Below are 25,536 nucleotides of genomic sequence, written 5' to 3' on the forward strand. Positions count from 1 at the left end.
GCGCAGAACAGGGGGGACGCGGATATGCCGGACGATCTCGGCAGACGAGACTATTCCCCGTACCACTTCTTCTCGGCCGAGGCGTGGTCGCAGTTTCGCGCGGACACGCCCCTGACGCTGACCGCCGACGAGGTTCGCCGGCTGCGCTCGCTGAACGACCCGATCGATCTCGACGAGGTGCGGCGAATCTACCTGTCGCTGTCGCGGCTCTTGTCCACCCATGTCGAGGCGTCGCAGATCCTCTACGAGCAGCGCAAACGCTTCCTCACGATCTCGGACGAGACCAAGACGCCGTTCGTGATCGGCATCGCCGGATCGGTGGCGGTCGGCAAATCGACCACGGCTCGTATTCTCGCCGAGCTCCTGTCGCGCTGGCCGTCGAGCCCCAAGGTCGATCTCGTCACGACGGACGGGTTTCTCTACCCGAACGCCGTGCTGATGCGCGAAAATATCATGAACCGGAAGGGTTTTCCGGAGAGCTACGATATCGGCGCGCTCCTGCGCTTTCTCTCCGCCATCAAGGCGGGGCAACCGAACGTGCAGGCGCCGAGCTATTCGCACCTCGTCTATGACGTGCTGCCCGATCAGTTCCAGGTGGTGGACCGGCCGGATATCCTGATCTTCGAGGGCATCAACGTGTTGCAATCGCGCGACCTGCCCGAGGATGGCAAGATCGTGCCGATGGTGTCGGATTTCTTCGACTTCTCGATCTATATCGACGCCGACGAGAATCTGATCCATTCCTGGTATGTCGATCGCTTCATGCGGCTGCGCCAGACCGCGTTCAAGAACCCGGAATCCTTCTTCAAGCGGTACGCGCAGGTGAGCGAGGAGGAGGCATTGGGCATTGCCGAGGGCCTCTGGCAGAACACCAACCTGAAGAACCTACGCCGCAATATCCTGCCGACCCGGCCGCGCGCCGATCTCATCCTGCAAAAGGGGACCGATCACCTCGTCCAGACGGTCGCACTTCGCAAGCTGTAGACGCTTACAGGAGCCCCGCTTCGCGAAGCCACGCCTCCAGTGGCGCCAGCGCGGGATGATCGAGCGCGGTGCGGAGATAGGCGAAGGTGCGCGGCATGTGCTTCATATAGCCGGGCTTGCCATCCCGCTGCATCAGCCGAACCCAGATCCCGACGAGCTTGCAGTTGCGCTGCGCGGCCATCAGATGGAAATGCTCGCGGAAGGACGCGTCGTCGAATGGGCCGAGGCGGTGCCGCTCGGCGATATAGGCGTCGAGAATGGCGCGGCCGAGATCCGGCGCGATGGTGACGCGCGCATCCTGCACGAGCGAGGCGACATCATAGGCCGTCGGCCCGATCATCGCGTCCTGAAAATCGATGAGCGCGACACGGTCGATGCCCGTCCTGTCCTCGCGCCAGAGAATGTTGGGCGAATGGACGTCGCGCAGGAGAAGATGCTTTTCGCCGCGGTCCGACAGGTCGATCAGCCGGTCCCAGACGGCAGCATAGCTTTCGCGCTCCTCAAGCGTCGCAGGCGTGCCGCGATGATGCGGCAGGAACCAGTCGAGGAGCAGCCGCGTCTCGATCTTGATCGCCGCCCGGTCGAAGGGCGGCACGACATGGATCGCCCCGCCGGGCAGCGGCAGCCGGTCTTGCGAGGCCTCGCCGTGCAGCCGGGCGAGCAGGCGCGCCGTTTCGATATAGCGTTCGGCAAGGGGCGCGCCGTCCGCATCGAGCACGCCGTCGGCGCCGAGATCTTCCAGAAGCAGAATGCCGGCCTCGAGATCCTGCGCAAGGATCTTGGGCGCACCGAAGCCGCGCCGGCGCAGATAGAGATCGATCGCGACGAAAGCACCGACGTCTTCGGCGATATGGGCGATCTGCTGGTAGTATTTGCCATCTTCGAGGATGGGGCCGGGACTGGTGCGCGGCGCATCCATCAGGATCAGATCCGGCGCGCCTTCCTGGCGGACACGCTCGTAGCCGCGCACGGAGGCATCGCCATTGAGATGACGGCGCGCCGCGCCCCGGTAGCCGTGACCGTCGAGAAATGCGCGGATCGCAAGGCTGCGCCGGATGCGCGACAGGACCGGCGCGCTGCCCGAAAAAATGGCCACGCGGCCATCGCCATCCTGTTCGAGCGTCAGAACGACGCTCTGTCGCGGCAGGTAGCCCTCCGCCCGTTCCGGCCACTCGATCAGGCAGATGCCGTTGGCCGCGAGGTCGTCGAGGCCGAGTTCCAGCACCTCGCTTGCGTCTCCCAACCGGTAGAGATCGAAATGGGAGACGGGAATGCGCAGGTCGTAGGACTGGACGAGCGTGAAGGTCGGGCTTGGGACCTCCAGGAAGGGCTCATCGGCGACAGCGCGGATCAGCGCGCGGGCGAGCGTCGATTTTCCCGCACCGAGATCCCCCGAGAGGGCGATCGTATCGCCCGCTTTGAGCGCCAGCGCCAGATCTTCCCCCAGCGTCATGGTGGACGCTTCGTCCGGCAGCGGCAGGCGCAGCACGTCACTCATTCCGCCGCTTCGGCCTTCGGCAGCGCGCCCGAGGGAATGCGGCAGACGACCTCCGTCCCCTCGCCTTCGCGCGTGACGATGCGAACCTTGCCGTGGTGCAGGGTGATGAAGCTATCGACGATGGAGAGGCCGAGGCCGGCCCCGCCACGCTGGCCATGGCTCTCGAAGCGGTGGAACACGCTTTCGAGCACATCCTTGGGGATGCCGGGACCCTGATCGCTGACGGTAAAGACGAAATCGCTGCCTTCGCGGGCACAGGAGAGACCGACCACGCTGCCCTCGGGCGCGAAATTGGCGGCATTGGTCAGGAGCTTGATGAAGATCTGCTTCAGCCGCTGATGATCGGCAACGAAGGTGCCGAGCATGTCCGGCGTGTCGATGCGCAGGGTGACGGCGCTTTCCTGCAGGCGGTCGGCCATCTGGTGGGAGACTTCATCGAGGAAATCGGTGAGGTTGATCTCGCTGAGATCGAGCTCGACGATGCCCGCATCGACGGTCGCGAGATCGAGAATGTCGTTGACGATGGTCAGCAGCAGCGACGAGGAGGTGGAGATATGATCGACATACTCCGCCTGACGGGTCGAAAGCTCGCCGAAGGCCGGCGTCTTCAGAAGGTCGGCAAAGCCGATGATGTTGGTGAGCGGCGAGCGCAGCTCGTAGGAGACGTGCTGAACGAAGTCGTTCTTCAGCGAATCCGCCATGCGCAGCGCTTCGTTCTTCTCCGTCAGGGCCCGCTCGACCCGGACGCTGTCCGTCATATCGACGAAGGTCAACATGGTCTGAGCGTTGGGCAGCGGAATGATGGCGAAGTCGAGGATGAGGCCCGTGCGCAGTTCCAGCATGCCGCGGCTCGACGGACGCTCGTCCTCGAAACTGGTGATGGCATGCGCGAACTGCTTCCAGCCGTCCGGCTGGTCGTAGGAGACCACGCAGGCCTGCTCGATGGCGCGGATATGGGTGCCGGGTGCAACCTCCGTCTCGCTCACGCCCCAGAGTGCCCGGAACGCGGGGTTCGAGAGCTTGATCCGCCCGTCCGGGCCGAAGACGGCCACGCCTTCGGAGAGATGATCGATCGTTTCGCCCTGGACCTGAACCAGCGTGTTGTAGCGGGTTTCGAGGTCGACCCGCTCGGTGAGGTTCTCGAACACCCAGGTGGCGCCGCCCTGCGGGCGGGCCGTGGCGAAGACGCGCAATGTCTGGCCATTCGGCAGGTGCCACATATCGGTCTGGGTCTCGATCGCCTGGTAGACCGAAAGCGCCTGTTCCTTCCACTGCTTCCAGCTGAGCTGCTCGGGAAGCCGTCCGCTTTCGCGCAGCTGGTCGAAAATCTCGCCATTGCCGGGTCGGCGCGCGAGGAAGGCGGTGTCGAGGTTCCAAAGGGTCTGGAAGGCCTGATTGTAGAATTGCAGGCGCTGCGCGCCGTCGAAGGTGGCGACGGCCGTCGCCAGATGATCGAGCGTTTCGGCATGGCTCTTCAGCGTACGCGAAAGCTCCTCGCGCACGGCCTCGATGGCGCTGACATCCAGCGCGATACCGGCCGTGCCATAGGTGGTCTTTGCATCCACGACATCGAAGAAGGTGCGCTGGCCGCGCACGACGGTCGAAATCTTGTCGCGGAAGGGGGAATCGTAGGTGGACAGCGCCTTGGCTTTTTCACGTGAAACGGTCGCCAGCAGCTCGCGGCCCTCCTGGACCACCACATCGGCGCTCGGCGCCTCCACGGCATCGCGATAGGCTTCGTTGACCCAGGTGATCTGCCCGTCGCGCCCGCGCTGCCAGACCGGCATGTCCACGGCATTCAAGAGCGTCTGCAGGCTGGCGAGATCGCCGCGCAGACGGTCGCGTTCCAGCGTCAGTTCGGCCAGCTCTTCCCGAAGATTGTTGAGCGCCACGAAGCGCACGAAGGCGCGGCCGCCGGAGACACGGCCCTGGGCTTCCAGAATTTCGTTACGATTCGTCTGGACGATCAGGTCAAAGCTTTCCGCATAGGTGCGCAGCCGGTCGATGGCGCGCTCGAGTTCGCTGGCGGACGTCGATCTGATCCAGCGGCCGAAGGCGAGAAAATCGCGGTCGTCCTGCGGGGCCCCGGTCTCGGCCGGCAGCTGGCCGAGAAATTCCGGCTTTTCCGCCGGGCCGTCCCAGACGACGATGCTGCGGTTCTTGTCGGAGATGAGCGCCTGGAAGCGCGAAATGCTCTGACGGGCATCCGCAAGCGCGGTTTTCAGGTCGCGATTGTCGATCTCGACCGTGCTGCGCTGGCGAATGACCCAGACTGCGGAGATCATGGCCGCCGCGATGGCGCCGGTCAGAAGCGAGAAGGTGATGATTTCGGAGGAGTGGAAGACGCTGGCGACACCTTCGGCCGCCATGGCCTCGCCGGAAAGGAGGCCGAGGGCAGAGCCTGCCGCCAGGCGACGAACGAGCTGGGAGAGACGCCCGCGGCGCGGCGTGATGTCGGGCATGCGCGACGAGCGTGCAGGCGAGGAGGATGCGGGGGGCGTCCGGTGTGTCGACGCGTCGGCGGAAGCCATACCGGACCGTACCGGCTCGACGTCCGTCCGTCCCGCGTTCCAAGAAGCTTTCGTCATCGCGTGCCTGTCCCCGTTGCACGGCGTCCTAACCGGCGTTGCGCTAAAGGCATCAACCAGCAGGACACACGTCCGCCGTTCCACACGGTCTCTAGGTAAGGCCGCCTGAACGAATATCGTCTTCTTCGGGATCGTTACGCGCCTATGCTTGCCCGCTGCTTACGGCCCGCTGCGTTCCGTCCTGAAAACCAACGCTTTTTTCTCATCCGGTCCGCGTCAGTGCCGCATCTTCGTGCCGAATCGATACAGGCAGCATACCCACTCCCCCGGCGGGCGGGAAGCGTGGAGACGAAAAAGAGGCCGCACGCTGTCAAGCGTGCGACCTCTTCTCATCTGTGGATGAGCGAAACTTCCGCTTAGTAGCGGTAGTGATCCGCCTTAAACGGACCCTGTGCGGTAACACCGATATAGGCAGCCTGCTCGTCGGACAGGGTCGTCAGCTTGACGCCGAGCTTGGCGAGGTGCAGGCGCGCGACCTTTTCGTCGAGGTGCTTGGGCAGGATGTGGACGCCTGCTTCGTACTGCTCACCCTTGGTGAAGAGCTCGATCTGGGCCAGAACCTGGTTGGTGAACGAGGCCGACATGACGAAGGACGGATGGCCGGTGGCGTTGCCGAGGTTCAACAAGCGGCCTTCCGACAGAAGGATCATCCGGTTGCCCTTGGGGAATTCGATCAGATCAACCTGCGGCTTGACGTTGTTCCACTTCAGGTTCCGCAGGGCGGAAACCTGGATCTCGTTGTCGAAGTGGCCGATATTGCCGACGATCGCCATGTCCTTCATCTCGCGCATGTGCTCGATGCGGATGACGTCCTTGTTGCCGGTCGTGGTGATGAAGATATCGGCGCTGGACACGACGTCTTCGAGCTGCACGACTTCGAAGCCGTCCATGGCGGCCTGGAGGGCGCAGATCGGATCGACTTCCGTCACCTTGACGCGGGCGCCGGCACCCGACAGCGAGGCTGCCGAACCCTTGCCGACATCGCCGTAACCGCAGACGACGGCAACCTTGCCGGCCATCATCACGTCGGTGCCGCGGCGGATGCCATCGACCAGCGATTCCTTGCAGCCGTACTTGTTGTCGAACTTCGACTTGGTGACGCTGTCGTTGACGTTGATCGCCGGGAAGGGCAGCAGGCCCTTGGCATGCAGCTGGTACAGGCGATTGACGCCGGTGGTGGTTTCCTCGGTGACGCCCTTGATGGCGTCGCGCTGCCTGGTGAAGAAGCCGGGCGTTTCGGCCAGACGCTTCTTGATCTGCGCGAACAGGATCTCTTCTTCTTCCGAGCCCGGGTTCGACAGCACGTCCTCACCGGCTTCGGCCCGCGCGCCGAGCAGAATGTACATGGTGGCATCGCCCCCATCGTCGAGGATCATGTTGGAGACGCCGCCGTCGGTCCACTGGAAGATCTTGTCGGTATAGGTCCAGTATTCCGTCAGCGTCTCGCCCTTGACCGCATAGACCGGAATGCCGGCGGCAGCGATGGCCGCAGCGGCATGGTCCTGCGTCGAGAAGATGTTGCACGACGCCCAGCGAACCTCGGCACCGAGCGCGACCAGCGTCTCGATAAGGACGGCGGTCTGGATCGTCATATGCAGCGAGCCGGTGATGCGCGCGCCCTTCAGCGGCTTCGACGCGCCGAATTCCTCGCGCGAGGCCATCAGGCCCGGCATTTCGGTTTCGGCGATGGTGATTTCCTTGCGGCCGAAGTCGGCCAAGCCGATATCGGCTACCAGATAGTCGTTGGTCGTGCTCATGAAGCTCTCCGCTGATGGCGCGCCGGGTCGAAAGCTGCAAGCTTCAGGACCGCTGGCGGGCGTGATCTCGTTGCCCCGGCTGAGCCAGGGCGCGATCTTCCTCTAGCAGGAAAGCGGATCGCAGGCAACAGACACATAAAGACGTCTTTATATGTTTATATGCCTACATTTCCTCGCCGAAACGGTCCCTGACCAGGGCGTCGAGCGCTTCCAGCGCTTCTTCCGCCTGGTTGCCGCTTGCGGTCACGGCGATCGAGCTGCCGGTGCTGGCCGCAAGCATCATCAGGCCCATGATCGAGAGCCCGCCGACGGTCATGCCGTCCTTCGTGACATGGATGTCGGCGTCGTAGGCCTCCACCGTCTGCACGAATTTGGCGGAGGCGCGCGCATGAAGGCCGCGCTTGTTGATGATCTGGAGGTCCCGCGACACTGTCATGAAGGATTGCGTCCGTTATTTGCCGCTGAGAACGCGGCTGGCGACGTTGATGTATTTGCGCCCGGCCTCGGAGGCCTCGACCAGCGCCTTGTCCATGTCGCTCTCGCCCCGCACGCCCGCCAGCTTGATCAGCATGGGCAGGTTGACGCCGGCGATGACCTCGACGGTGCCGCTCTGCATGACAGAGATGGCGAGATTGGACGGCGTGCCGCCGAACATGTCGGTGAGAATGATGACGCCGCTGCCCTCATTGGCGGCGATGACGGCGGTCAGGATGTCCTGACGCCGCTGGTCCATGTCGTCTTCGGGGCCGATACAGACGGTCTCGATGAATTTCTGCGGCCCTACGACGTGTTCGAGCGCATGACGAAACTCTTCAGCCAGCTTGCCGTGCGTGACAAGCACAAGTCCGATCATGTGTCTTTGCTCCAACTGCCTTTTCCCTTCGGCGGACGATAGCCATGCCATGCCGCAATGCAACAATTTCATTCCACCTTGGGGCGGTCATCTTGGCGAGGAAATGCCGGAGTGCAAGTCAAAAATCCTAAAACACGGATCACATGAGCAAAAACTGTGCAGACTGCGACATTTCAAAGTGCCGAAAAACGGCTGAGTGCATCCAGAGGGTCAAGCCCGGGCAGGAGCGGAAGCCGGAGCAAGGGAAGCACGGCCGGGCCGGCATCCCAGGTCTCGGCTTCCGGTGCGACCCGCATGTCGAATGGCGGGGCAACGGGCAGGACGGCATAGGACATGACGGCAGCTTTGACTTTGCGAACCGGAATGGGCCCGACGCCACGCAATTCCGCAAGGCCGGCAATGGTCGCCGGGGCGCGGGCGACGAGGCGCCCGCCTCGAAGACTGACGAGAACCTGATCGTCGGAGACGAGCGCCGCATTCCAGCCGCGGCGGGCGGCGGACGAGAGGCAGGCCAGGGCCGCACTGGTCTTGCCCGTGCCGGAGGGGCCGACGAAGAGATAGCCGACCGTACCGAGGACAATGGCCGTCGCGTGGACGTTGCGGGGGGCGGTCGTGTTTCGCGTCATGCGCTCGCGGTCCGCGGCGTCCGTCGCCGGCTCACGCCGCTTCGCCGACGGGCAGCGACAGGATGAAGCGCGCGCCGGTGATCGCGCCCTGCGCATCCGTCATGTTTTCGGCCCGCAGCGTGCCGCCATGCGCTTCGGCGATCTGCCGCGAGATCGAGAGGCCGAGGCCGGAGTTCTGCCCGAAATCCTCGCCATCCGGGCGGTCGGTGTAGAAGCGTTCGAAGATACGGTCGATATCCTCGGCCTGGATGCCCGGGCCGTTGTCCTCGACCGTGACGACGCAGCGCGTGCGGTTGCGCGACAGTCGGACGATGATGTGTCCGCCCTCCTCCGGCACGAAGGACCGCGCATTCTCGATGAGGTTGGTGATGATCTGCCCGATGCGCAGCTCGTAGCCGCTGACGTCGAAGCGCGCCTTCGGATTGTCCTTCCGCTCGACCACGAAGGTGAGCAGCACCGTCTTCTTCTTGTTGCGCACCTGGCGCGAGATATCGACGAGGTCGCCGAGCAGCTTTTCGAGATCGACCCCGCGCGCGTCGCTGCGGGCAAGCTCCGCATCCAGCCGCGAGGCGTCGGAAATATCGCTGATCAGGCGGTCGAGCCGGCGCACGTCGTGCTGGATGACATCCATCAGCCGCTTCTTGGAGTCGTCGGTGCGGGCGAGCGGAAGGGTCTCGACGGCACTGCGCAGCGAGGTCAGCGGGTTCTTCAGCTCATGGCTGACATCGGCGGCAAAATTCTCGATCGCCGCGATGCGATCGTAGAGCGCGCCGGTCATGTCGCGCAGCGCGACCGAAAGATTGCCGATCTCGTCCTGGCGGGAGGAGAAGTCCGGGATCTCCTGCCGCTCCTTGGCGCTGCCGCGGCGCACGCGGATGGCGGCAGCCGACAGGCGGCGCAGGGGATTGGCGATCGTGCTCGACAGGAGCAGCGACAGGATGACGTTGACGAGGGCGGCGACGCCGAACACCCGGATGATCGCCAGACGCTCGGCATGGACGATCTTGTCGATATCGCCGGCCTGTGTGGAGAGGAGCAGCACGCCGAGCACGGCCCGGAAGCGCTGGACGGGGACGGCGACGGACACGATGAGCTCGCCCTGCTCCGTCACGCGCACCACCGCACCGCGCACGCCCGTAAGCGCATTCATCACTTCGGGGTAGATCGAGCCATTGCCCCCCGGCGGCTCCTTGTAGAGCGGCAGGTTGCCCGGCTGGAGCATGCGATTGTACCAGGTGTTGAGCTTGGCCGTCAGCGTCTGGTTTTCCGGCTCGATCGGCGGCAGGTCGAAGCGCAGCACCTGGCCGCCGGTGTAGAGGTGGCGGCTGTCGAGCAGGAGGTCGGCATCCGCATCGAAAAGACGGGCGCGGGTGCGGGTGGGCGAGATCAGCCGCCGCAGTACGGGGGCGACGCGCTCCTGCGTGATCGGGAATTCGAGGTCCTCGTCGCGCGGCAGCGGCGTGATGCTCTGCCCGGCCTGCAGCTCCAGCAGCTTTTCCGGATCGATGGTGATGGAGTTGGTGTCGACCGAGGCCGAGGCGGCGATCGCGCCGGCGATGATCTCGCCCTGCGTCAGCAGGCTTTCGACGCGGGCGTCGATCAGCCCCTCGCGGAACTGGTTGAGATACATGATGCCGCCGACGAGAACGACGAGCGCCACCAGGTTGAAGAACAGGATGCGGCGCGTGAGGCTGGAAAAGACGGCATTGCCGAAGATCCGGCGGATCAGCGTGAAGGGATGCGCCCAGCGCCGGCCGGAGCGATAGGCTCCGTCCGCTTCCTCGATCGCCGCATGCCTCGTGATATCAGCCACGTCGGACGCTCAGCCTCTCCCGCTTCGTGTGGATGGTCAGGCCTCAGGCCGATTCGCGGAACCGGTAGCCGACGCCATACAGGGTTTCGATCATATCGAAGTCGTTGTCGACCATCTTGAACTTCTTGCGCAGCCGCTTGATGTGGCTGTCGATGGTGCGGTCGTCCACATAGACCTGCTCGTCATAGGCGGCATCCATCAGAGAGTCGCGGCTTTTCACGACGCCGGGCCGCTGGGCGAGCGAATGCAGGATCAGGAACTCGGTCACCGTCAGCGTCACCGGCTCGTTCTTCCAGGTGCAGGTGTGGCGCTCCTGGTCCATCGACAGCTGGCCGCGTTCCAGAGAGCGGGCCTGGATGTCGTCCTTCATCTTCTGCAGGCCCGCGGGACCGGCGGCGGCGGCGGCTTCCCGGTTGGCGGAGCGGCGCAGGATCGCCTTGACGCGCTCGACCAGCAGGCGCTGGGAGAACGGCTTGGTGATGAAGTCGTCAGCGCCCATCTTCAGGCCGAAGAGCTCGTCGATCTCCTCGTCCTTGGAGGTCAGGAAGATGACGGGGATATCCGATTTCTGCCGCAGGCGGCGCAGCAGTTCCATTCCGTCCATGCGCGGCATCTTGATATCGAAGATCGCCAGCTGCGGCGGCCGGGCCAGAAGCCCGTCGAGGGCGGAGGCGCCATCCGTATAGGTCTCGACCTTGTAGCCTTCGGCCTCCAGCGCGATCGAGACCGATGTCAGGATGTTCCGGTCGTCATCGACAAGTGCAATGGTCTGCATCGTATTCCGCTCCATCATATCTTCGCGCCTTTTCTCCTCGATCCCCTCTCCGGCAGGAAACGGAATAACATCGACAGAGGCCGGCCTGAACGGACAGACCTCCAGAGACGGGGGTCGGCCGGGGCCGGCGCGCGTTCATGAGTATAAAGGTGGAACAAATTGTGGCGAAGCGAAAACGTCGCCGTGATGCACAATCACGGACGACAGGGCTGAAAGAGGCGCGGTCTGAAACATTTCAATTGCCGATTTAAACCGATTGAACATTGAACAATTTCCTTTAAATCGATTAATATATTGAATTTATTGTCTTTTTTCTAATGCTATCTTGCGTTTTCCGTAACTCCGGCTAATGTTGCGCTATCGATACAACGCAGGGGAGCAGCGCTCATGGAAGAATTTGGCATTCGCAATCCGGATCTCGGAATCGCTGCACTCGGTTTCGAAGACCTTGTCGCCGTCCGTTACAACCTTTCGCCCGCAGAGCTTTACGAGGAATCGCTGCGGCTCGGCGAAGCGCAGGTGACGGCAGACGGTGCGCTTCGCGCCCTCACCGGCCAGCACACGGGCCGCTCCGCCAAGGACAAGTTCGTCGTTCGCGATGCGACGACGACCGATCAGATCTGGTGGGACAACAACAAGGAAATGTCGCCCGCACATTTCGAAACGCTGTGCAGCGACATGCTCGACCATGCCCGTGGCCGTTCCCTCTACGTCCAGGACCTGATCGGCGGTGCCGACAGCGACAATGCCCTGCCGACCCGCGTCATCACCGAATTCGCCTGGCACTCCCTCTTCATCCGCAATCTGCTGATCCGTCCGGATCGCGAGAGCCTGAAGACGTTTGCGCCGAAGCTGACCATCATCGACCTGCCGCACTTCCGCGCCGACCCGGCCCGTCACGGCTGCCGGACGGAAACCGTCATCGCCTGCGACCTCGTCAACGGTCTGGTGCTGATCGGCGGCACGTCCTATGCCGGCGAGATGAAGAAGTCGGTCTTCACCGCCCTCAACTACCTACTGCCCGAAAAGGGCGTGATGCCGATGCATTGCTCGGCAAACGTCGGCCCGGACGGCGATTCCGCCGTCTTCTTCGGCCTTTCCGGCACCGGCAAGACCACGCTGTCGGCCGACCCGAAGCGCACGCTGATCGGCGACGACGAGCATGGCTGGGGCAAGGACGGCATCTTCAACTTCGAAGGCGGCTGCTATGCCAAGACGATCCGTCTTTCGGCCGAAGCCGAGCCGGAAATCTTCGCCACCACGAAGCGTTTCGGCACCGTGCTCGAGAACGTCATCCTGGATGAGAACAGGGTGCCGGACTTCGATGACGGCTCGCTCACCGAGAACACCCGCTGCGCCTACCCGCTGGACTTCATTCCCAATGCCAGCGCAACGGGCACGGCCGGTCACCCGAAGACGATCATCATGCTGACGGCCGATGCCTTCGGCGTCATGCCGCCGATCGCCAAGCTGACGGCCGATCAGGCCATGTACCACTTCCTCTCCGGCTACACCGCCAAGGTCGCCGGCACGGAAAAGGGTGTGACCGAACCGGAAGCCACCTTCTCGACCTGCTTCGGCGCCCCCTTCATGCCGCGGCACCCGAGCGAGTACGGCAACCTGCTGCGCGAACTGATCGCCGAACACGGCGTCACCTGCTGGCTCGTCAACACCGGCTGGACCGGTGGTGCCTACGGCACCGGCCGCCGCATGCCGATCAAGGCGACCCGCGCTCTGCTCGCTGCAGCGCTCGACGGTTCGCTGGCCGAGACCGAATTCCGCACAGATGCCAATTTCGGCTTCGCGGTTCCGGTCGCGGTCGCCGGCATCGAGGGCGGGATTCTCGATCCGCGCTCGACCTGGGCAGACGGTGCCGCCTATGACGCGCAGGCCAGCAAGCTGGCCAGTATGTTTGTCGCGAACTTCACCAAGTTCGAAAGCCATGTCGATGGCGGCGTCCGCGATGCGGCACCGGGACTGGCGATCGCCGCCGAATAAGCCGCGAAGCGGAGACGCTTCATCGAACGATTTCACGTGAAACCCGGCGCTGGCGACAGCGCCGGGTTTCGTCGTTCGGCCAGATCTTTCTGTCGTCTCGCAATCCCGGACGCAGAACCGCTGCGCAGTTTTGCGGGCGCTGCTCTATTTGCAAAGCGCGCCAAGCTGGAATAAACAGGGAACGAAAGGCGACGGCATGGCAAGCGACCCCCTCTACATCAACGACCGGATCGTGATTGCCGGCTGGGAGCTGAGCGAGCAGTTCGTGCTGGCGGGCGGTCCCGGCGGGCAGAACGTCAACAAGGTCGCGACCGCCGTCCAGCTGTTCTACAACATCGCGGCATCCCCTTCCCTGCCCGAGCGCATCCGCGACAACGTGATCGGCCTTGCCGGTCGCCGGGTTTCGAAAGACGGCGTGCTGATGATCGAGGCGAACCGCTTCCGCAGCCAGGACCGCAATCGCGAGGACGCCCGCGAACGGCTGAAGGCGCTGATCCTCAAGGCCGCCGAACCACCCCCGCCGCCTCGCCGCAAAACCAAGCCGACCCGCGGCTCGGTGGAGCGCCGGCTGAAGGCGAAGAGCGGTCGCGGGGAGGTCAAGAAGATGCGCGGCCGCCCGGATGGCGAATAGATGCGCGTGAAAGCCGAGCAATCCTCGCGGGAGGCCGAAGCAGCGCTCCACCGGGCATCGGTCCCATTCGGACTCCGGCAAAGAACCCTGCCATGAGCGGCTGGCAGCAACGCGAACAGGAGGAGGCCATGCTGGTCCTGCCGAAAGGCTTCCGCCATATTCCCGGTTTTCTCGATCGCGACCGCCAGGAAGCCCTTGTCGAGGAGATCCGCGCGGTCGTTGCGGCGGCCCCGCTCTATCGCCCGGCCATGCCGAAGACCGGCAAGGAACTGTCGGTGCGAATGACGAATTGCGGCACGCTCGGCTGGGTCACGGACAAGGCTCTCGGCTATCGCTATCAGCCGCTGCATCCGGCAACGCAGACACCCTGGCCCGCCATCCCGCAAAGCCTGCTCGATCTCTGGCAGACGGTTGCGGGCGCATCCAAGCCGCCGCAGGCCTGTCTCGTCAATTTCTATGCGGACACCGCGCGGATGGGGCTGCACCAGGACAAGGACGAGCAGGATCTTCAGACGCCGGTCGTCTCGGTGTCGCTCGGCGATGCCTGCCTGTTTCGGGTCGGCGGGCGCGCACGCACCGACCGGACGGTCTCCTTCAAGCTGTCGAGCGGCGACATCGTGGTTCTCGGCGGCGAAAGCCGGCTCGCCTTTCATGGCGTCGATCGCATCTACCCCGCGACCTCGACGCTTCTGAAGAATGGCGGTCGCATCAACCTGACGCTTCGGCGGGTCACGCCATGAGAAGACTCCGGCAACATGACATCCCACACGGCATCCGTTCTTGAACGCAGGCGCGTTTCGGAAATGATGCGAGGCGTCGATCGCGAATCGCGGCGCCAATGAAGGAAAGGGCGACATGCTCATCGAAAATGCCATGGTGCTGGCCGCAGGATTGGGCACGCGGCTGCGGCCCATCACCGACACGATGCCGAAGCCGCTGGTGCCGATCGCCGGCAAGCCGATGATCGACCATGTGCTCGATCTCCTGGTGACCGCGGGCATCAAGACGGCGGCCGTGAACGTGCATCATTTCGCCGATCGCATGGAAGCGCACCTGCATGCCCGGCCGGCGCCGGCGATCCGGATTTCCGACGAGCGCACGGCCCTGATGAATTCGGGCGGAGGTCTTGCCAAGGGGCTGACGCTTCTCGATCCCGGCCCGGTGCTGGTCATGAATGCCGACCTCTTCTGGATCGGCGAGCCGGAAGGGCGCAGCAATCTCGCCCGCCTTGCCGAGGCCTTCGATCCCGCCCGCATGGACATGCTGCTTCTCTGCGTCGATCTTAACCGGACGACCGGCCATGACGGCAAGAAGGATTTCTCGCTTCAGACGGATGGGCGGCTCGTCCGCTACGCCGAGGGGCTGCCGCAGCCCGTCGTCTATGCCGGCGCGATCGCCCTGATGAGCACGCTGTTCGACGAAGCGCCGAAGGATGCCTTCAATCTCAACATCTATTTCGACACGGCGATTGCGGCCGGACGCCTGTACGGGCTGATGCTCGAAGGCGAATGGATCACCGTGGGCACGCCGGATGCGATCGGCATGGCCGAAGCGCAGTTCGCACGACTGGCGGACCCCGCCTGAGGGAAGAAACCATGACGCCTGCACGACAGAATGTCTTCACCATCCCGGCCGGCGTCCCCTTCCTGAAGACGCTCGTCCATGCGATCTGCAATGGCACGATCGTGCCTGATTATCGCTACGATCCGGCCGATCCGCTGTCGCTTGCCGGCGTGACGATTTTCGTGCCGACCCGGCGCGCGGCGCGTGTGCTGCGCTCGGAATTCGTGGATTGCCTCGGCGCCCGCTCGGCCATCCTGCCGGTCATCCGGGCGCTGGGGGAGACGGACGACGATAGCGGCTTCTTCGATGCGGAGATGCCGGCCGTTCTCGATCTCGCACCGCCCTTGACCGGCCCGGCGCGGCTGATCGAACTGTCGCGGCTGATCCTTGCCTGGCGCAACACGCTGCCGCGGATCGTCACCGAACTGCACGGCGACAGCCCGCTGATCGCGCCCGCCAGCCCGGCCGACGCCTTGTGGCTTGCGCGCAACCTCGTGCAGATCATCGACGATATCGAGACGGAGGATCTCGACTGGGAGAGTCTGGGCGCGCTCGATGCCAGCAACTATGCGCAGTGGTGGACGCTGACGCTGGAATTCCTGCAGATCGCCAGCCAGTTCTGGCCGGCCCGGCTGGCCGAGCTCAGCCGCTCCTCGCCCGCCCGCCACCGCAATGCGGTCCTTGAGGCCGAAAGCCACCGGATCGCTGCCGGCGCGATCGACGGCCCTGTTATCATCGCGGGATCGACAGGGTCCATCCCCGCCACGGCCCGGCTGATCCTCGCGGTGCAGACGCTGTCGCAAGGCGCGATCGTGCTGCCCGGGCTGGACGAGACGATGACGGATGCGGACTGGAGCCTCATCGATCCGCCACCGCGGGACGCTGCCCGCAGCCATGAGTCCGCCAGCCGCAGCCACCCGCAATACGGCTTCGTGCGTCTCCTGCGGCGCATGGGCATCGCGCGCGCGGAGGTCGTGTCGATCGGCACCGTGGACGCGGATCTCGCCGTTCGGGCGGAGACGCTGTCGCATGCCTTCCTGCCGGTCGAGGCCACCAGTTCCTGGGACGCCGTGCGACGCTCGCTGGATGCGCGGCGTGTCGAAGCAGCCTTTTCGGATGCAGCCCTGATCGAGGCGGTGAACGAACGCGAGGAGGCGACGGCGATCGCGCTGTCGTTGCGGCTGGCATTGCAGAGGGACGAGGAATGCCAGGCCGCGCTGATCACGCCCGACCGCGATCTCGCCCGTCGGGTGGCCGCGGAACTGCAGCGCTTCGGCATCGAGGCGGATGATTCCGCGGGAACGCCGCTCGCATCCACGCCCCAAGGCACACTTGTCCGGCTTCTCCTCGACGTGGCGCTGCGTCCCGGCGATCCCGTCGCCATCACCACGCTGATGAAGCATCCGCTCGCCTGCTTCGGCGTGTCGCCCGAGCGTTTTCGCCCGGCCGTGACGCTGCTCGAACTGCTCGCTCTGCGCGGGGGCACCGTGCCGGCCGATATAGCGGATCTCAGGCCGCTGCTCGACGAGGCGGCGGTGCGCCGGCGCGCCGATCGCCATGCGCCGGAATGGCTGGTGCAGGTGACGGATGCGGATATCGAGGATGCCCGCGTCGTGGCTGGTGCGATCGCCACGGCCATCGAGCCGCTCGTCGCCATGCTGGTGCGGCGGCGAAAGGGTGCCGGCGGGTTCAGCACGTCGCTGATGCTGTCGGACTGGGCCGAGCGGACCGGCCGGGCGCTGGAAGGTGTGGCCATGACGGAGACGGGCGACCTCGGGGCGCTCTGGTCCGGCGAGGCGGGCGCGGCACTTGCCGATCTCCTGCGGGCCGTCATCGAAGCGGACGGGCAGATCGAGGCGGATGGCGGGCAGTGGTGCGAGGCCGTGGACGCGCTGATGGCCGGTTCCGCCGTCAAGCCCCGCGCCATGCGGCACCCGCGCGTCTTCATCTTCGGCGCGCTGGAAGCCCGGCTGCAGAGCGTCGATCTCGTCGTCCTCGGCGGCATGAACGAGGGGACATGGCCGGGGCAGACCGCCAACGATCCCTTCCTGTCGCGCAGCATGAAAACCGGCATCGGCCTGGAACCGCCGGAGCGGCGCATCGGCCAGCTGGCCCACGATCTCCAGATGGCCTGCGGCACGCGGCGGCTGGTGTTCAGCCGGTCTCTGCGCAAGGGTGCGACACCCACCGTCGCCTCGCGCTGGCTGCAACGGCTGCTCGCCGTCGGCGGCAAGGATCTGGGCCAGCGCCTGCGCGAAAACGGCCGCGACCGGCTGCGCTATGCCGCTCTTCTCGACGCGCGTCCCGACACGCCGCTGGCCAGACGGCCGGAACCCAAGCCCGCTTTCGCGCTGCAGCCGCGGCGCTATTCTTTCAGCGAGGTCGGGCGTCTGCGTCGCGACCCTTATTCCATCTATGCCCGACGCATCCTGCGCCTTCAGCCGATCGACGGCTTCAATGACGACCCCGGTGCGGCCGAGCGCGGCACGATCTACCACGCCATCGTCGAGCGCTTCGCCAAGAGCACGGTCGATCCGGCGGGCCCGGAGGCGCAGGCAGTCATGCAGCAGCTGATCGGTGAAGCCTTCGACGAACAGCGATTGCCGGTTCACATCGATGTCATCTGGCGACCCCGGTTTGCGGCCGTCGGCCGGGCCTTCATCGACTGGGAGGTCTCCCGCAAGGACGGCATCCGGCAATCCTTCCTGGAGCGCTACGCGAAATTCCAGGTCGGCGTGGCCGATATCGAACTGACCGGCCTGGCCGACCGCATCGACATCGGCCCCGACGGGGCGGCTGTCATCGTCGATTACAAGACCGGCGCCAACCCATCCGTCAAGGAAGCCCGCGCGCTGCTCGACCCGCAGCTGCCGCTCGAAGCCGCGGCCCTGAAGGCCGGCGCCTTCGACACGGTCGGCCGGCGTCATCCCGCCTCGCTGCTTTATGTCCGGCTGAAGCCCGGAGACCGGTTCGAGGTGGACGAGGTCAACAATGAGGGGCGGGCGCGGGGCGATGTCGAGCCGAAGACGGCGGAGATGCTGGCCGACGAATCGCTCGCCCAGTTCACCGGCCTGCTGCGGGCGCTGCAATCGGGCCAGCGCGGTTTCGCCTCGCGCGTGATCGTCCAGAAGGAGAAATCCTATGGGGGGGAATACGATCATCTGGCGCGCGTCGCCGAATGGTCGACGGCCGATGGCGAAGAGGAGACGGGGGATGCCTGACGATCTCGCACCGAAAAGCGGCTCGCCCGCCGACTGGCTGAACTGGACGACGGCGCAACAGGCCATCGCCTCGGATCCGCAGCGATCGGCCTGGGTCTCGGCCAATGCCGGCTCGGGCAAGACCCATGTGCTGACCCAGCGCGTCATTCGCCTCTTGCTTTCGGGATGTCGCGCCTCGGCCATCCTCTGCCTGACCTATACGAAGGCGGCGGCGGCCGAAATGTCGAACCGCGTGTTCGAGCGGCTGGCGGAATGGGTGACGCTCGATGACGCGACGCTTTCGGCGCGGATCACGGCGCTCGAAGGGCGGGCGCCGAGTGCCGCCACGGTCGCCGAGGCCCGGCGCCTGTTTGCCCGCGCGCTGGAAACGCCGGGCGGGCTAAAGATCCAGACGATTCACGCCTTTTGCGAAGCGTTGCTGCATCAGTTTCCGCTGGAAGCCAATGTCGCCGGCCACTTTTCCGTGCTCGACGACAGGACGGCGACGATCCTGCTGGCGGACGCGCGCCGTCTTCTCCTGACGGCGGCGGCGACCGAGGGCGATCCGGTGCTGACCGGCGCCTTTGAGACCGTGCTGGCGCTGGCCGACGACACCGGGCTCGAAAGCCTGCTGTCGATGATCGTCGCCAACCGCACGGCGCTGCAGGCTTTCCTGACCGAGGCCGAACAGACGGGCGGCACCGACCGCGTCCTGCGCGAGGCGCTGGGACTGGATGCCAAGGAGACGGCGGACGGCGTCATCGCGCAGTTCTGGCCGCTGGCCGGCCTCAACGGTCCGGATCTCACGCGCTATATCGATATCGCGCGCGCTTCGGGCGGTGCCAAGGTGCGGGATTTTGCCGACGGGCTGGCGGTTACGGCTGAGCTCAAAACGCCGCTGCAGCGCTATCAGGCCGTTCGGGACCTGTTCTTCTCTGCGTCCTCGGGCAAGCCGCGGGCGATGTCGGGCTTCTTTTCCGCGCCGCTGCGCAAGGCGGCCCCCGATCTTGAGGACAAGGTGCAGGCTGCTTACGAGGCCGTCCTGTCGCTCTCCGACCGGCTGGCCCTCGTCCACATGTTCGAGGCGACACAGGCCGCAATGGTGCTCGCCGAGCGGCTGACGCAGGACTACGAAGACATCAAGAAGAGCCGCAGCCAGCTCGATTTCGACGACCTGATCAACCGGACCGCGCGTCTTTTAACCCGCGCGGATGTCGGCGCCTGGGTGCATTACAAGCTCGACCAGGGCATCGACCATATTCTCGTAGACGAGGCGCAGGATACGAGCCCGGTGCAGTGGTCGATCATCCGGTCGCTCGCCGAAGACTTCTTTACCGGCGACAGCGCCCGCGGTCGCCACCGGACGCTGTTTGCCGTCGGCGACGAGAAGCAGTCGATCTACTCGTTCCAGGGCGCGCGGCCGGAGCGCTTTTCGGAAGAGGCGCGCGCGGCGAAGCGGCGGATCGATGCGAGCGGGCTCGCTTTCAGCCCCGTGCAGCTGCAGCTTTCCTTCCGCTCGACCGAGGACGTGCTGTCCGCCGTCGACACGGTGTTTCGGGAGCCAGCCCATGCGCGCGGCCTCAGCGCCCGCAACGAACCCGTCGTGCACGCCTCGAACCGCGTCGGCCATCCGGGTCTGGTCGAGATCTGGGACATGATCGCCCCTGCACCGAGCCTCGAGGAGGAGGACTGGACCGCAGCCTTCGATGCGACGCCGGAACATGCGCCGGCCAACATTCTGGCCGAACGCATCGCAGCGACGCTGGCGCACTGGATCGGCACCGAGACCATCATCGAGAAGACCACGCGCCGTGTCATGCGGCCGGGCGACGTGATCGTGCTGGTGCGCAAGCGCGATGCCTTCGTGAACGCGCTGATGCGGGCCCTGAAGACGCGGCACGACATCCCTGTCGCGGGTGCCGACCGGCTGGTGCTGACGGCGCATATCGCCGTTCAGGATCTGATGGCGCTCGGCCGGTTTCTGCTCCTGCCGCAGGACGACCTGTCGCTGGCCGCGGTGCTGAAGAGCCCGCTCTTCGCCGTGACCGAGGAGGTGCTGGCGGACGCTGCAACCCTGCGCCCCCTCGGCCACAGCCTCTGGAGCGCGCTCCAGGCGTCACCCGATCCGGCGCTCGCGCCGGTCGTTGCGCGGCTGGCGACCTACCGGACGCTGGCGGATACGCTCTCGGTCTATGACCTCTATGCGCGCCTGCTGGGCGCCGATGGCGGGCGGGCGGCGTTCCTGTCGCGGCTCGGCAGCGAGGTCAGCGACATTCTCGACGAGTTCCTCACCTTCTGCCTCGATCACGAGGCCAACGGGCTTCCCGGTCTGCAGAGCTTCATTTCCGGCCTCGAACTGGAGGCGCCGACCATCAAGCGGGAGCAGGACAAGGAGCGCAACGAGGTTCGCGTCATGACCGTTCATGCGGCAAAGGGCCTGGAGGCGCCGGTCGTGTTCCTGGTCGATGGCAGCGGCAAGGCGTTCAACAATCAGCATGTTCCGGCACTCCGCATGGTGCCGTCGCCGCACGGGCGCGGTGCCGACGGGGAGGCCTCGACCATTCCCGTCTGGCGGCCGCCGCGGGCACCCTCCAACAGCCTGATCGACAGCGATACGCAGCGACTGAAGGCAAGTGCCGAGGAGGAGTATCGTCGGCTGCTCTATGTCGGCATGACGCGGGCAGCCGACCGCCTGATCGTCTGCGGCTATCGCGGCAAGCTCGACAATCCGGAAAGCTGGCACGCCATGGTGCGCGCCGGTCTGGCCGCGGATGCGGAAGGCCGGCTGGTGCCCGTCGATTTCTCGGTGGCCGGGCTGCAATGGAGCGGCGCGCGCTGGCATGCGCTGACCAAGCGGACGGATTTCGACATCGAGCCCGCAGAGGTCGATATCGCGGCCGATGACGTCGGCAGCTTGCCGCAAGCGCTGCTTGAACCCCTGCCGCCACAGCGCCACCTTCCCCGGCCCTTGAGTCCTTCGGGCGCAGGTTTCACAGTGGAGGCGGACGCGGCGGACACGATCACCGGTTCGCGCCTCTTTCTCGACGACAAGGCCACGGGACCGTCTCTGTTGCGCGGCGCAATCCTGCATCGGTTGCTGCAGGTTCTGCCTGCGCGGCCGCCGGAGGCGCGCGAAGCCAATGCCGCACGTTATCTGTCGCGCGCCGCCCCCAACTGGAGCGAGGCGCAGCGGGACGGCATCGTGCGGTCCGTTCTTGCCGTCATCGACGATCCCGCACTTTCCGCGCTTTTCTCCAGCTCCAGCCGTGCCGAGGTCTCGATCATGGGCACGCTTCGGCTCGGTGTGCGCGAACACGCCGTCTCCGGCCGGATCGACCGTTTGGCGGTTGCCGAGAACTGTGTCGTAATCGCGGACTTCAAGACGAACCGGACCGTGCCCGGCGACGTCGGCGCCGTACCGAACGTCTACCGCACGCAGCTTGCGATCTACCGGGAGATCCTGCGGCCGCTCTACCCGGCCCATCGGTTCCGCTGCATCCTCGTCTTCACCGAGGGCCCAACGGCAATCGAGCTGCCGGAGGCGCTTCTCGATGCCGCGCTTGTGGACCTCGCCACAAAATGAGATACCGGACATTGAAATGCAGGGTCCGGATCATCACATCCTGATCATGCCCCGCGGGTTACCCGCACCATAGGAATGAGGAGCGCATCATGGCGACCGTGAAAGTCGATACATCCAATTTTCAGGATGAAGTTCTCAATGCACAGGAGCCGGTTATCGTCGATTTCTGGGCGGAATGGTGCGGTCCGTGCAAGATGATCGCGCCCAGCCTCGAGGAAATCTCCAACGAGATGGCCGGTAAGGTCAAGGTCGCCAAGATCAACATCGACGAGAACCCCGAGATTGCCGCCCAGTACGGCGTGCGCTCGATTCCGACGCTCGCCCTCTTCAAGGCCGGCGAGGTTGCCGACATCAAGGTCGGTGCCGCACCGAAGACCGCGCTGACCTCGTGGATCACCAACGCCGCCGCATAGGCGTCCGCTGGATCGTGCGATACGACATATGGAAAACCCGGCCTTCGCAGCCGGGTTTTTTCATGCCGTTTTTTCCATTGCCGCCATTCAGCGCGGCGGCGTGCCGTTGTCGGCGAGGACATTGCCGACGAGATAGAGCGAACCGCCGATGAGGATGCGCGGGGCGACCGGCTGGTCTTCGAACAGGCCCGAGATAACGGCCAGCGCTTCCGCGACCGAAGAAACCGGCTCGACCTCGAGGCCCTGGGCCGCTGCGTCTTCCGCCAGCGCCACCGGGTCGATACCGGCGTCCGAACCGCGGATCGGCACGGTGAAGACCTGTTCCGCAAGGCCGGAGAAGGACTGGAAGTAGCCGGCGGGATCCTTGGTGTTGAGCATGCCGATGATGAGGAACAGAGGCCGCGGGTCGCGCTCCTCGAGATTGGCCATCGTCTCGGCGATCACCTTGCCGGCACCGGGGTTGTGGCCACCATCCACCCAGATTTCGGCGCGTTTCGGTGCGCGTTCCGCCAGCCGTCCGCTGGTGAGCCGCTGCAGGCGGCCGGGCCATTCGACCGTCGTCAGGCCTTTCTCGATCGCCGCGTCCGACGGATCGAAACCGGCGGCGCGGATCGTGCGGATGGCTGCGGCGGCATTGGCATATTGATGCCGGCCGGGCAGGCGCGGCAGCGGCAGGTCAATCAGTCCGGCATCGTCCTGATAGATCAGGCGGCCGAACTCCTCATGCGCCATGAAGTCCTGTCCGTAAACGGACACGGGGCAGCGCAGCCGCTCGGCGGTGGCGACCAGCACGTCGCGCGCGGCCTCCTCCTCCTGCTGCCCGATGACGACGGGACAGCCGCGCTTCATGATGCCGGCCTTTTCGGCAGCGATCAGTTCGACACGATCGCCGAGATAGGCCTGATGATCGAGCGAAATCGGCATGATCGTGGAGACGGCCGGCGCCGTGATGACGTTCGTCGCATCGAAACGACCGCCGAGGCCGACCTCGACGATCGCGACATCGGCGGGATGCTCGGAGAACAGGACGAAGGTGACGGCGGTCAGGATTTCGAAGACGGTGATGGTCTCGCCGCGATTGGCAGCACCCACGCGGCGCACCGCCTCTGCGAGAACCGCGTCCGTGGCATAGGCACCGCGACCGCCCTTGACGCCGAGGCGATAGCGCTCATGCCAGCTGACGAGGTGCGGCGAGGTGTGGACATGGACGGAGAGACCCGCCGCCTCCAGGATCGCCCTGGAGAAGGCCGAGACGGACCCCTTGCCATTGGTGCCGGCCACGTGAATGACGGGCGGCAGCCGGTCCTGCGGGTTGCCGAGCCTGTCGAGGAGGCGGGTGACGCGCTCGAGCGACAGATCGAAGCCTTTGGGATGAAGGGCAAGGAGCTTGTCGATCTCCTGCGTGGCTTCGCTTGCCGCAACGGTCATCGCAGACCTTAAACGCCGGCCGCAACCGGCACGGCTGCCGGGGGAACGACGATCTCGGGCTCGACGGTACGCTTGACGACATCGACCGGCTTCTTGAGCATGATCTTCAGCACGCGTGCGAGCGTCGAAGGAATGTCGTGACGCTTGATGACCATGTCGATCATGCCGTGATCCATCAGATATTCCGACGTCTGGAAGCCCTCGGGGAGCTTTTCGCGGATGGTCTGCTCGATGACGCGCTTGCCGGCAAAGCAGATTTCGGCACCCGGCTCCGCCAGATGCAGATCGCCGAGCATGGCATAGGACGCGGTGACGCCGCCGGTCGTCGGGTTCGTCAGGACAACGATATAGGGAAGGCCCGCTTCCTTCAGCATCTGCACGGCCACGGTGGTGCGCGGCAGCTGCATGAGCGAGAGGATGCCTTCCTGCATACGGGCGCCGCCCGAGGCCGGGAAGATGACGAGCGGGCACTTTTCGGCGATCGCGCGCTCGAAGGCCTTGATGATCGCCTCACCGGCGGCGATGCCGAGCGAGCCGCCCATGAAGGCAAATTCATGCACGACGGCCACGAGCTTCAGGCCCTCGACGGTGCCAACACCGGCGAGGATCGTATCCTCCATCTCGGTCTTGGCACGGCTGTCGCGCAGGCGGTCAGTGTATTTCTTCGAGTCGCGGAACTTCAGCGGGTCCTGCGCCACCTTCGGCTGCGGCAGGGCCTCGTAGACGCCATCATCGAACAGATCCTTCAGGCGCGCCTTGGCCGGCATCTTCATGTGGAAGCCGGATGCGGGAATGACCCATTTGTTTTCTTCGAGATCGCGGTGAAACACCATCTCGCCCGTTTCCGGGCACTTGATCCAAAGGTTTTCCGGAACCTCGCGGCGGCCGAGCATCGAATTGATCTTCGGGCGAACGTAGTTGGTAATCCAGTTCACATGAAACTCCTGAAATCGTTCAGCCTGTCATTGCCCTGAATGTGGGCGATTATTCGGCTGCGGCAAGACGTGCGGCCCGGACGCCGGCCGAAAGGCCACAGACGAGGGCCTCCACGCCCGGAACGGTCGCACCCGTTGCCTGACCGTCTTCGGTGAGGCTGGAGGCGACCTGATTGATGATGACGGTACCGACGACCACGCCGTCGGCAGAGGCGCCGATGGCGCGGGCATGCTCGGCCGTCTTGACGCCGAAGCCGACGCAGACCGGCAGGTTGGTATGCTCCTTGATGCGCGCCACGGCGCCGCCGACCAGGGCCGGCTCCGGCAGCGCCGAGCCGGTGATGCCGTTCATGGAAACGTAATAGACGAAGCCAGAGGTGTTTTCGAGAACCTTGGGCAGGCGCCGCCCGTCCGTCGTGGGCGTTGCCAGCCGGATGAAGCTGATGCCCTTTCTGAGAGCGGGCAGGCAGAGCTCGTCGTCCATTTCCGGCGGCAGATCCACGACGATCAGGCCGTCGATGCCGGCGGCAAGCGCGTTGTCGAGAAAGCGATCGACGCCATAGATGTAGATCGGATTGTAGTAGCCCATCATGACGATCGGCGTGTCCGTATCCGTCTTGCGGAACTGGCGGGACAGCTCCAGCGTTTTTTCGAGCGTCTGGCCGCCGCGCAGGGCGCGCTGGCCGGCCAGCTGGATCGCCGGGCCATCCGCCATCGGGTCGGAGAAGGGCATGCCGAGCTCGATGATGTCGGAGCCGGCCGAGGGCAGCGCCTTCATGATCGACAGGGATGTGTCGAAATCCGGATCGCCCCCCATGATGTAGGTGACGAGCACCGGCCGATGCTCGGCGGCCGCCTTGGCGAAGGTCCTGTCGAAACGTGCGCTCATGT

Annotated in this window: 19 protein-coding genes; 8 read left to right on the top strand and 11 right to left on the bottom strand. The window is 65.1% G+C overall.

Translation table 11 applies throughout. The features are described 5' to 3' along the window. Nucleotides 1–24: 24 nt before the first annotated feature. Entirely contained in the window at nt 25–984 is a 960-nt protein-coding gene (gene coaA / locus LRX75_RS03645; protein WP_162742921.1) for a type I pantothenate kinase, read from the top strand. A 4-nt stretch (nt 985–988) separates the two neighbouring features. On the opposite strand, the gene tsaE is transcribed toward coaA, so the two are convergent. The 8 genes from tsaE to LRX75_RS03685 all read right to left on the bottom strand — a co-directional run bounded on the left by tsaE (nt 989) and on the right by LRX75_RS03685 (nt 10,894). Beyond that, a complete protein-coding gene (gene tsaE / locus LRX75_RS03650) occupies nt 989–2,482 on the bottom strand; it encodes a tRNA (adenosine(37)-N6)-threonylcarbamoyltransferase complex ATPase subunit type 1 TsaE (protein ID WP_231812039.1) in 1,494 nt (497 codons plus the stop codon). Continuing rightward, nucleotides 2,479–4,944 carry a PAS domain-containing sensor histidine kinase gene (locus tag LRX75_RS03655; protein WP_231812451.1) on the bottom strand — a complete coding sequence of 822 codons (2,466 nt, stop codon included), beginning with the start codon at nt 4,942–4,944 and terminating at the stop codon, nt 2,479–2,481. Before LRX75_RS03655 ends, tsaE begins: the two co-directional genes overlap by 4 nt. Before the next feature lie 482 nt (nt 4,945–5,426). After that, complete coding sequence (gene ahcY / locus LRX75_RS03660) at nt 5,427–6,827, bottom strand: adenosylhomocysteinase (RefSeq protein ID WP_231812040.1); 1,401 nt, start codon at nt 6,825–6,827, stop codon at nt 5,427–5,429. 163 nt (nt 6,828–6,990) lie between these two features. Continuing rightward, the gene (locus LRX75_RS03665) at nt 6,991–7,263 is read right to left on the bottom strand and encodes an HPr family phosphocarrier protein (protein WP_231812042.1); all 273 of its coding nucleotides are present in this window, start codon (nt 7,261–7,263) and stop codon (nt 6,991–6,993) included. A 15-nt stretch (nt 7,264–7,278) separates the two neighbouring features. Then, complete coding sequence (locus LRX75_RS03670) at nt 7,279–7,680, bottom strand: PTS sugar transporter subunit IIA (RefSeq protein ID WP_092931151.1); 402 nt, start codon at nt 7,678–7,680, stop codon at nt 7,279–7,281. A 173-nt stretch (nt 7,681–7,853) separates the two neighbouring features. Further along, entirely contained in the window at nt 7,854–8,306 is a 453-nt protein-coding gene (locus LRX75_RS03675) for an HPr kinase/phosphorylase (protein ID WP_231812043.1), read from the bottom strand. 31 nt (nt 8,307–8,337) lie between these two features. Continuing rightward, a complete protein-coding gene (locus tag LRX75_RS03680; protein WP_231812453.1) occupies nt 8,338–10,092 on the bottom strand; it encodes a stimulus-sensing domain-containing protein in 1,755 nt (584 codons plus the stop codon). Between the two features lie 70 nt (nt 10,093–10,162). Then, nucleotides 10,163–10,894 (bottom strand): response regulator transcription factor, encoded by a 732-nt coding sequence (locus LRX75_RS03685; protein ID WP_092935839.1) that lies wholly within the window; start codon nt 10,892–10,894, stop codon nt 10,163–10,165. Between the two features lie 387 nt (nt 10,895–11,281). Between LRX75_RS03685 and LRX75_RS03690 the strand changes: the two genes are divergently transcribed. The 7 genes from LRX75_RS03690 to trxA all read left to right on the top strand — a co-directional run bounded on the left by LRX75_RS03690 (nt 11,282) and on the right by trxA (nt 22,282). Then, complete coding sequence (locus tag LRX75_RS03690; RefSeq protein WP_231812045.1) at nt 11,282–12,892, top strand: phosphoenolpyruvate carboxykinase; 1,611 nt, start codon at nt 11,282–11,284, stop codon at nt 12,890–12,892. A 196-nt stretch (nt 12,893–13,088) separates the two neighbouring features. After that, nucleotides 13,089–13,523, top strand: a complete 435-nt coding sequence (gene arfB, locus LRX75_RS03695; protein WP_231812047.1) for an alternative ribosome rescue aminoacyl-tRNA hydrolase ArfB — start codon at nt 13,089–13,091, stop codon at nt 13,521–13,523. A 128-nt stretch (nt 13,524–13,651) separates the two neighbouring features. Beyond that, nucleotides 13,652–14,263: an alpha-ketoglutarate-dependent dioxygenase AlkB family protein gene (locus LRX75_RS03700; protein WP_231812455.1), complete on the top strand. Its 612-nt coding sequence runs from the start codon at nt 13,652–13,654 to the stop codon at nt 14,261–14,263. Nucleotides 14,264–14,378: 115 nt separating this feature from the next. Beyond that, nucleotides 14,379–15,107: a nucleotidyltransferase family protein gene (locus LRX75_RS03705; RefSeq protein WP_231812049.1), complete on the top strand. Its 729-nt coding sequence runs from the start codon at nt 14,379–14,381 to the stop codon at nt 15,105–15,107. Between the two features lie 11 nt (nt 15,108–15,118). Beyond that, nucleotides 15,119–18,307 carry a double-strand break repair protein AddB gene (addB, locus tag LRX75_RS03710; RefSeq protein WP_231812051.1) on the top strand — a complete coding sequence of 1,063 codons (3,189 nt, stop codon included), beginning with the start codon at nt 15,119–15,121 and terminating at the stop codon, nt 18,305–18,307. Further along, entirely contained in the window at nt 18,300–21,869 is a 3,570-nt protein-coding gene (gene addA, locus LRX75_RS03715; RefSeq protein ID WP_231812053.1) for a double-strand break repair helicase AddA, read from the top strand. The genes addB and addA overlap by 8 nt, the downstream gene beginning before the upstream one ends. Nucleotides 21,870–21,958: 89 nt before the next feature. After that, entirely contained in the window at nt 21,959–22,282 is a 324-nt protein-coding gene (trxA, locus tag LRX75_RS03720) for a thioredoxin (RefSeq protein ID WP_231812054.1), read from the top strand. Nucleotides 22,283–22,369: 87 nt separating this feature from the next. Here trxA and LRX75_RS03725 read toward each other — a convergent pair whose 3' ends face one another. Genes LRX75_RS03725 through trpA form a run of 3 tightly spaced genes read right to left on the bottom strand, consistent with a single transcriptional unit; the run spans nt 22,370 to nt 25,534 of the window. Beyond that, nucleotides 22,370–23,710: a bifunctional folylpolyglutamate synthase/dihydrofolate synthase gene (locus tag LRX75_RS03725; protein WP_231812056.1), complete on the bottom strand. Its 1,341-nt coding sequence runs from the start codon at nt 23,708–23,710 to the stop codon at nt 22,370–22,372. Between the two features lie 8 nt (nt 23,711–23,718). Continuing rightward, nucleotides 23,719–24,645, bottom strand: coding sequence for an acetyl-CoA carboxylase, carboxyltransferase subunit beta (accD, locus tag LRX75_RS03730; RefSeq protein ID WP_231812058.1), 927 nt, complete (start codon nt 24,643–24,645; stop codon nt 23,719–23,721). Between the two features lie 49 nt (nt 24,646–24,694). After that, the gene (gene trpA / locus LRX75_RS03735; RefSeq protein WP_231812060.1) at nt 24,695–25,534 is read right to left on the bottom strand and encodes a tryptophan synthase subunit alpha; all 840 of its coding nucleotides are present in this window, start codon (nt 25,532–25,534) and stop codon (nt 24,695–24,697) included. Between the last annotated feature and the right edge of the window lie 2 nt (nt 25,535–25,536).

Source organism: Rhizobium quercicola (assembly GCF_021168455.1).
Classification (GTDB): Bacteria; Pseudomonadota; Alphaproteobacteria; order Rhizobiales; family Rhizobiaceae; genus Ferranicluibacter; species Ferranicluibacter quercicola.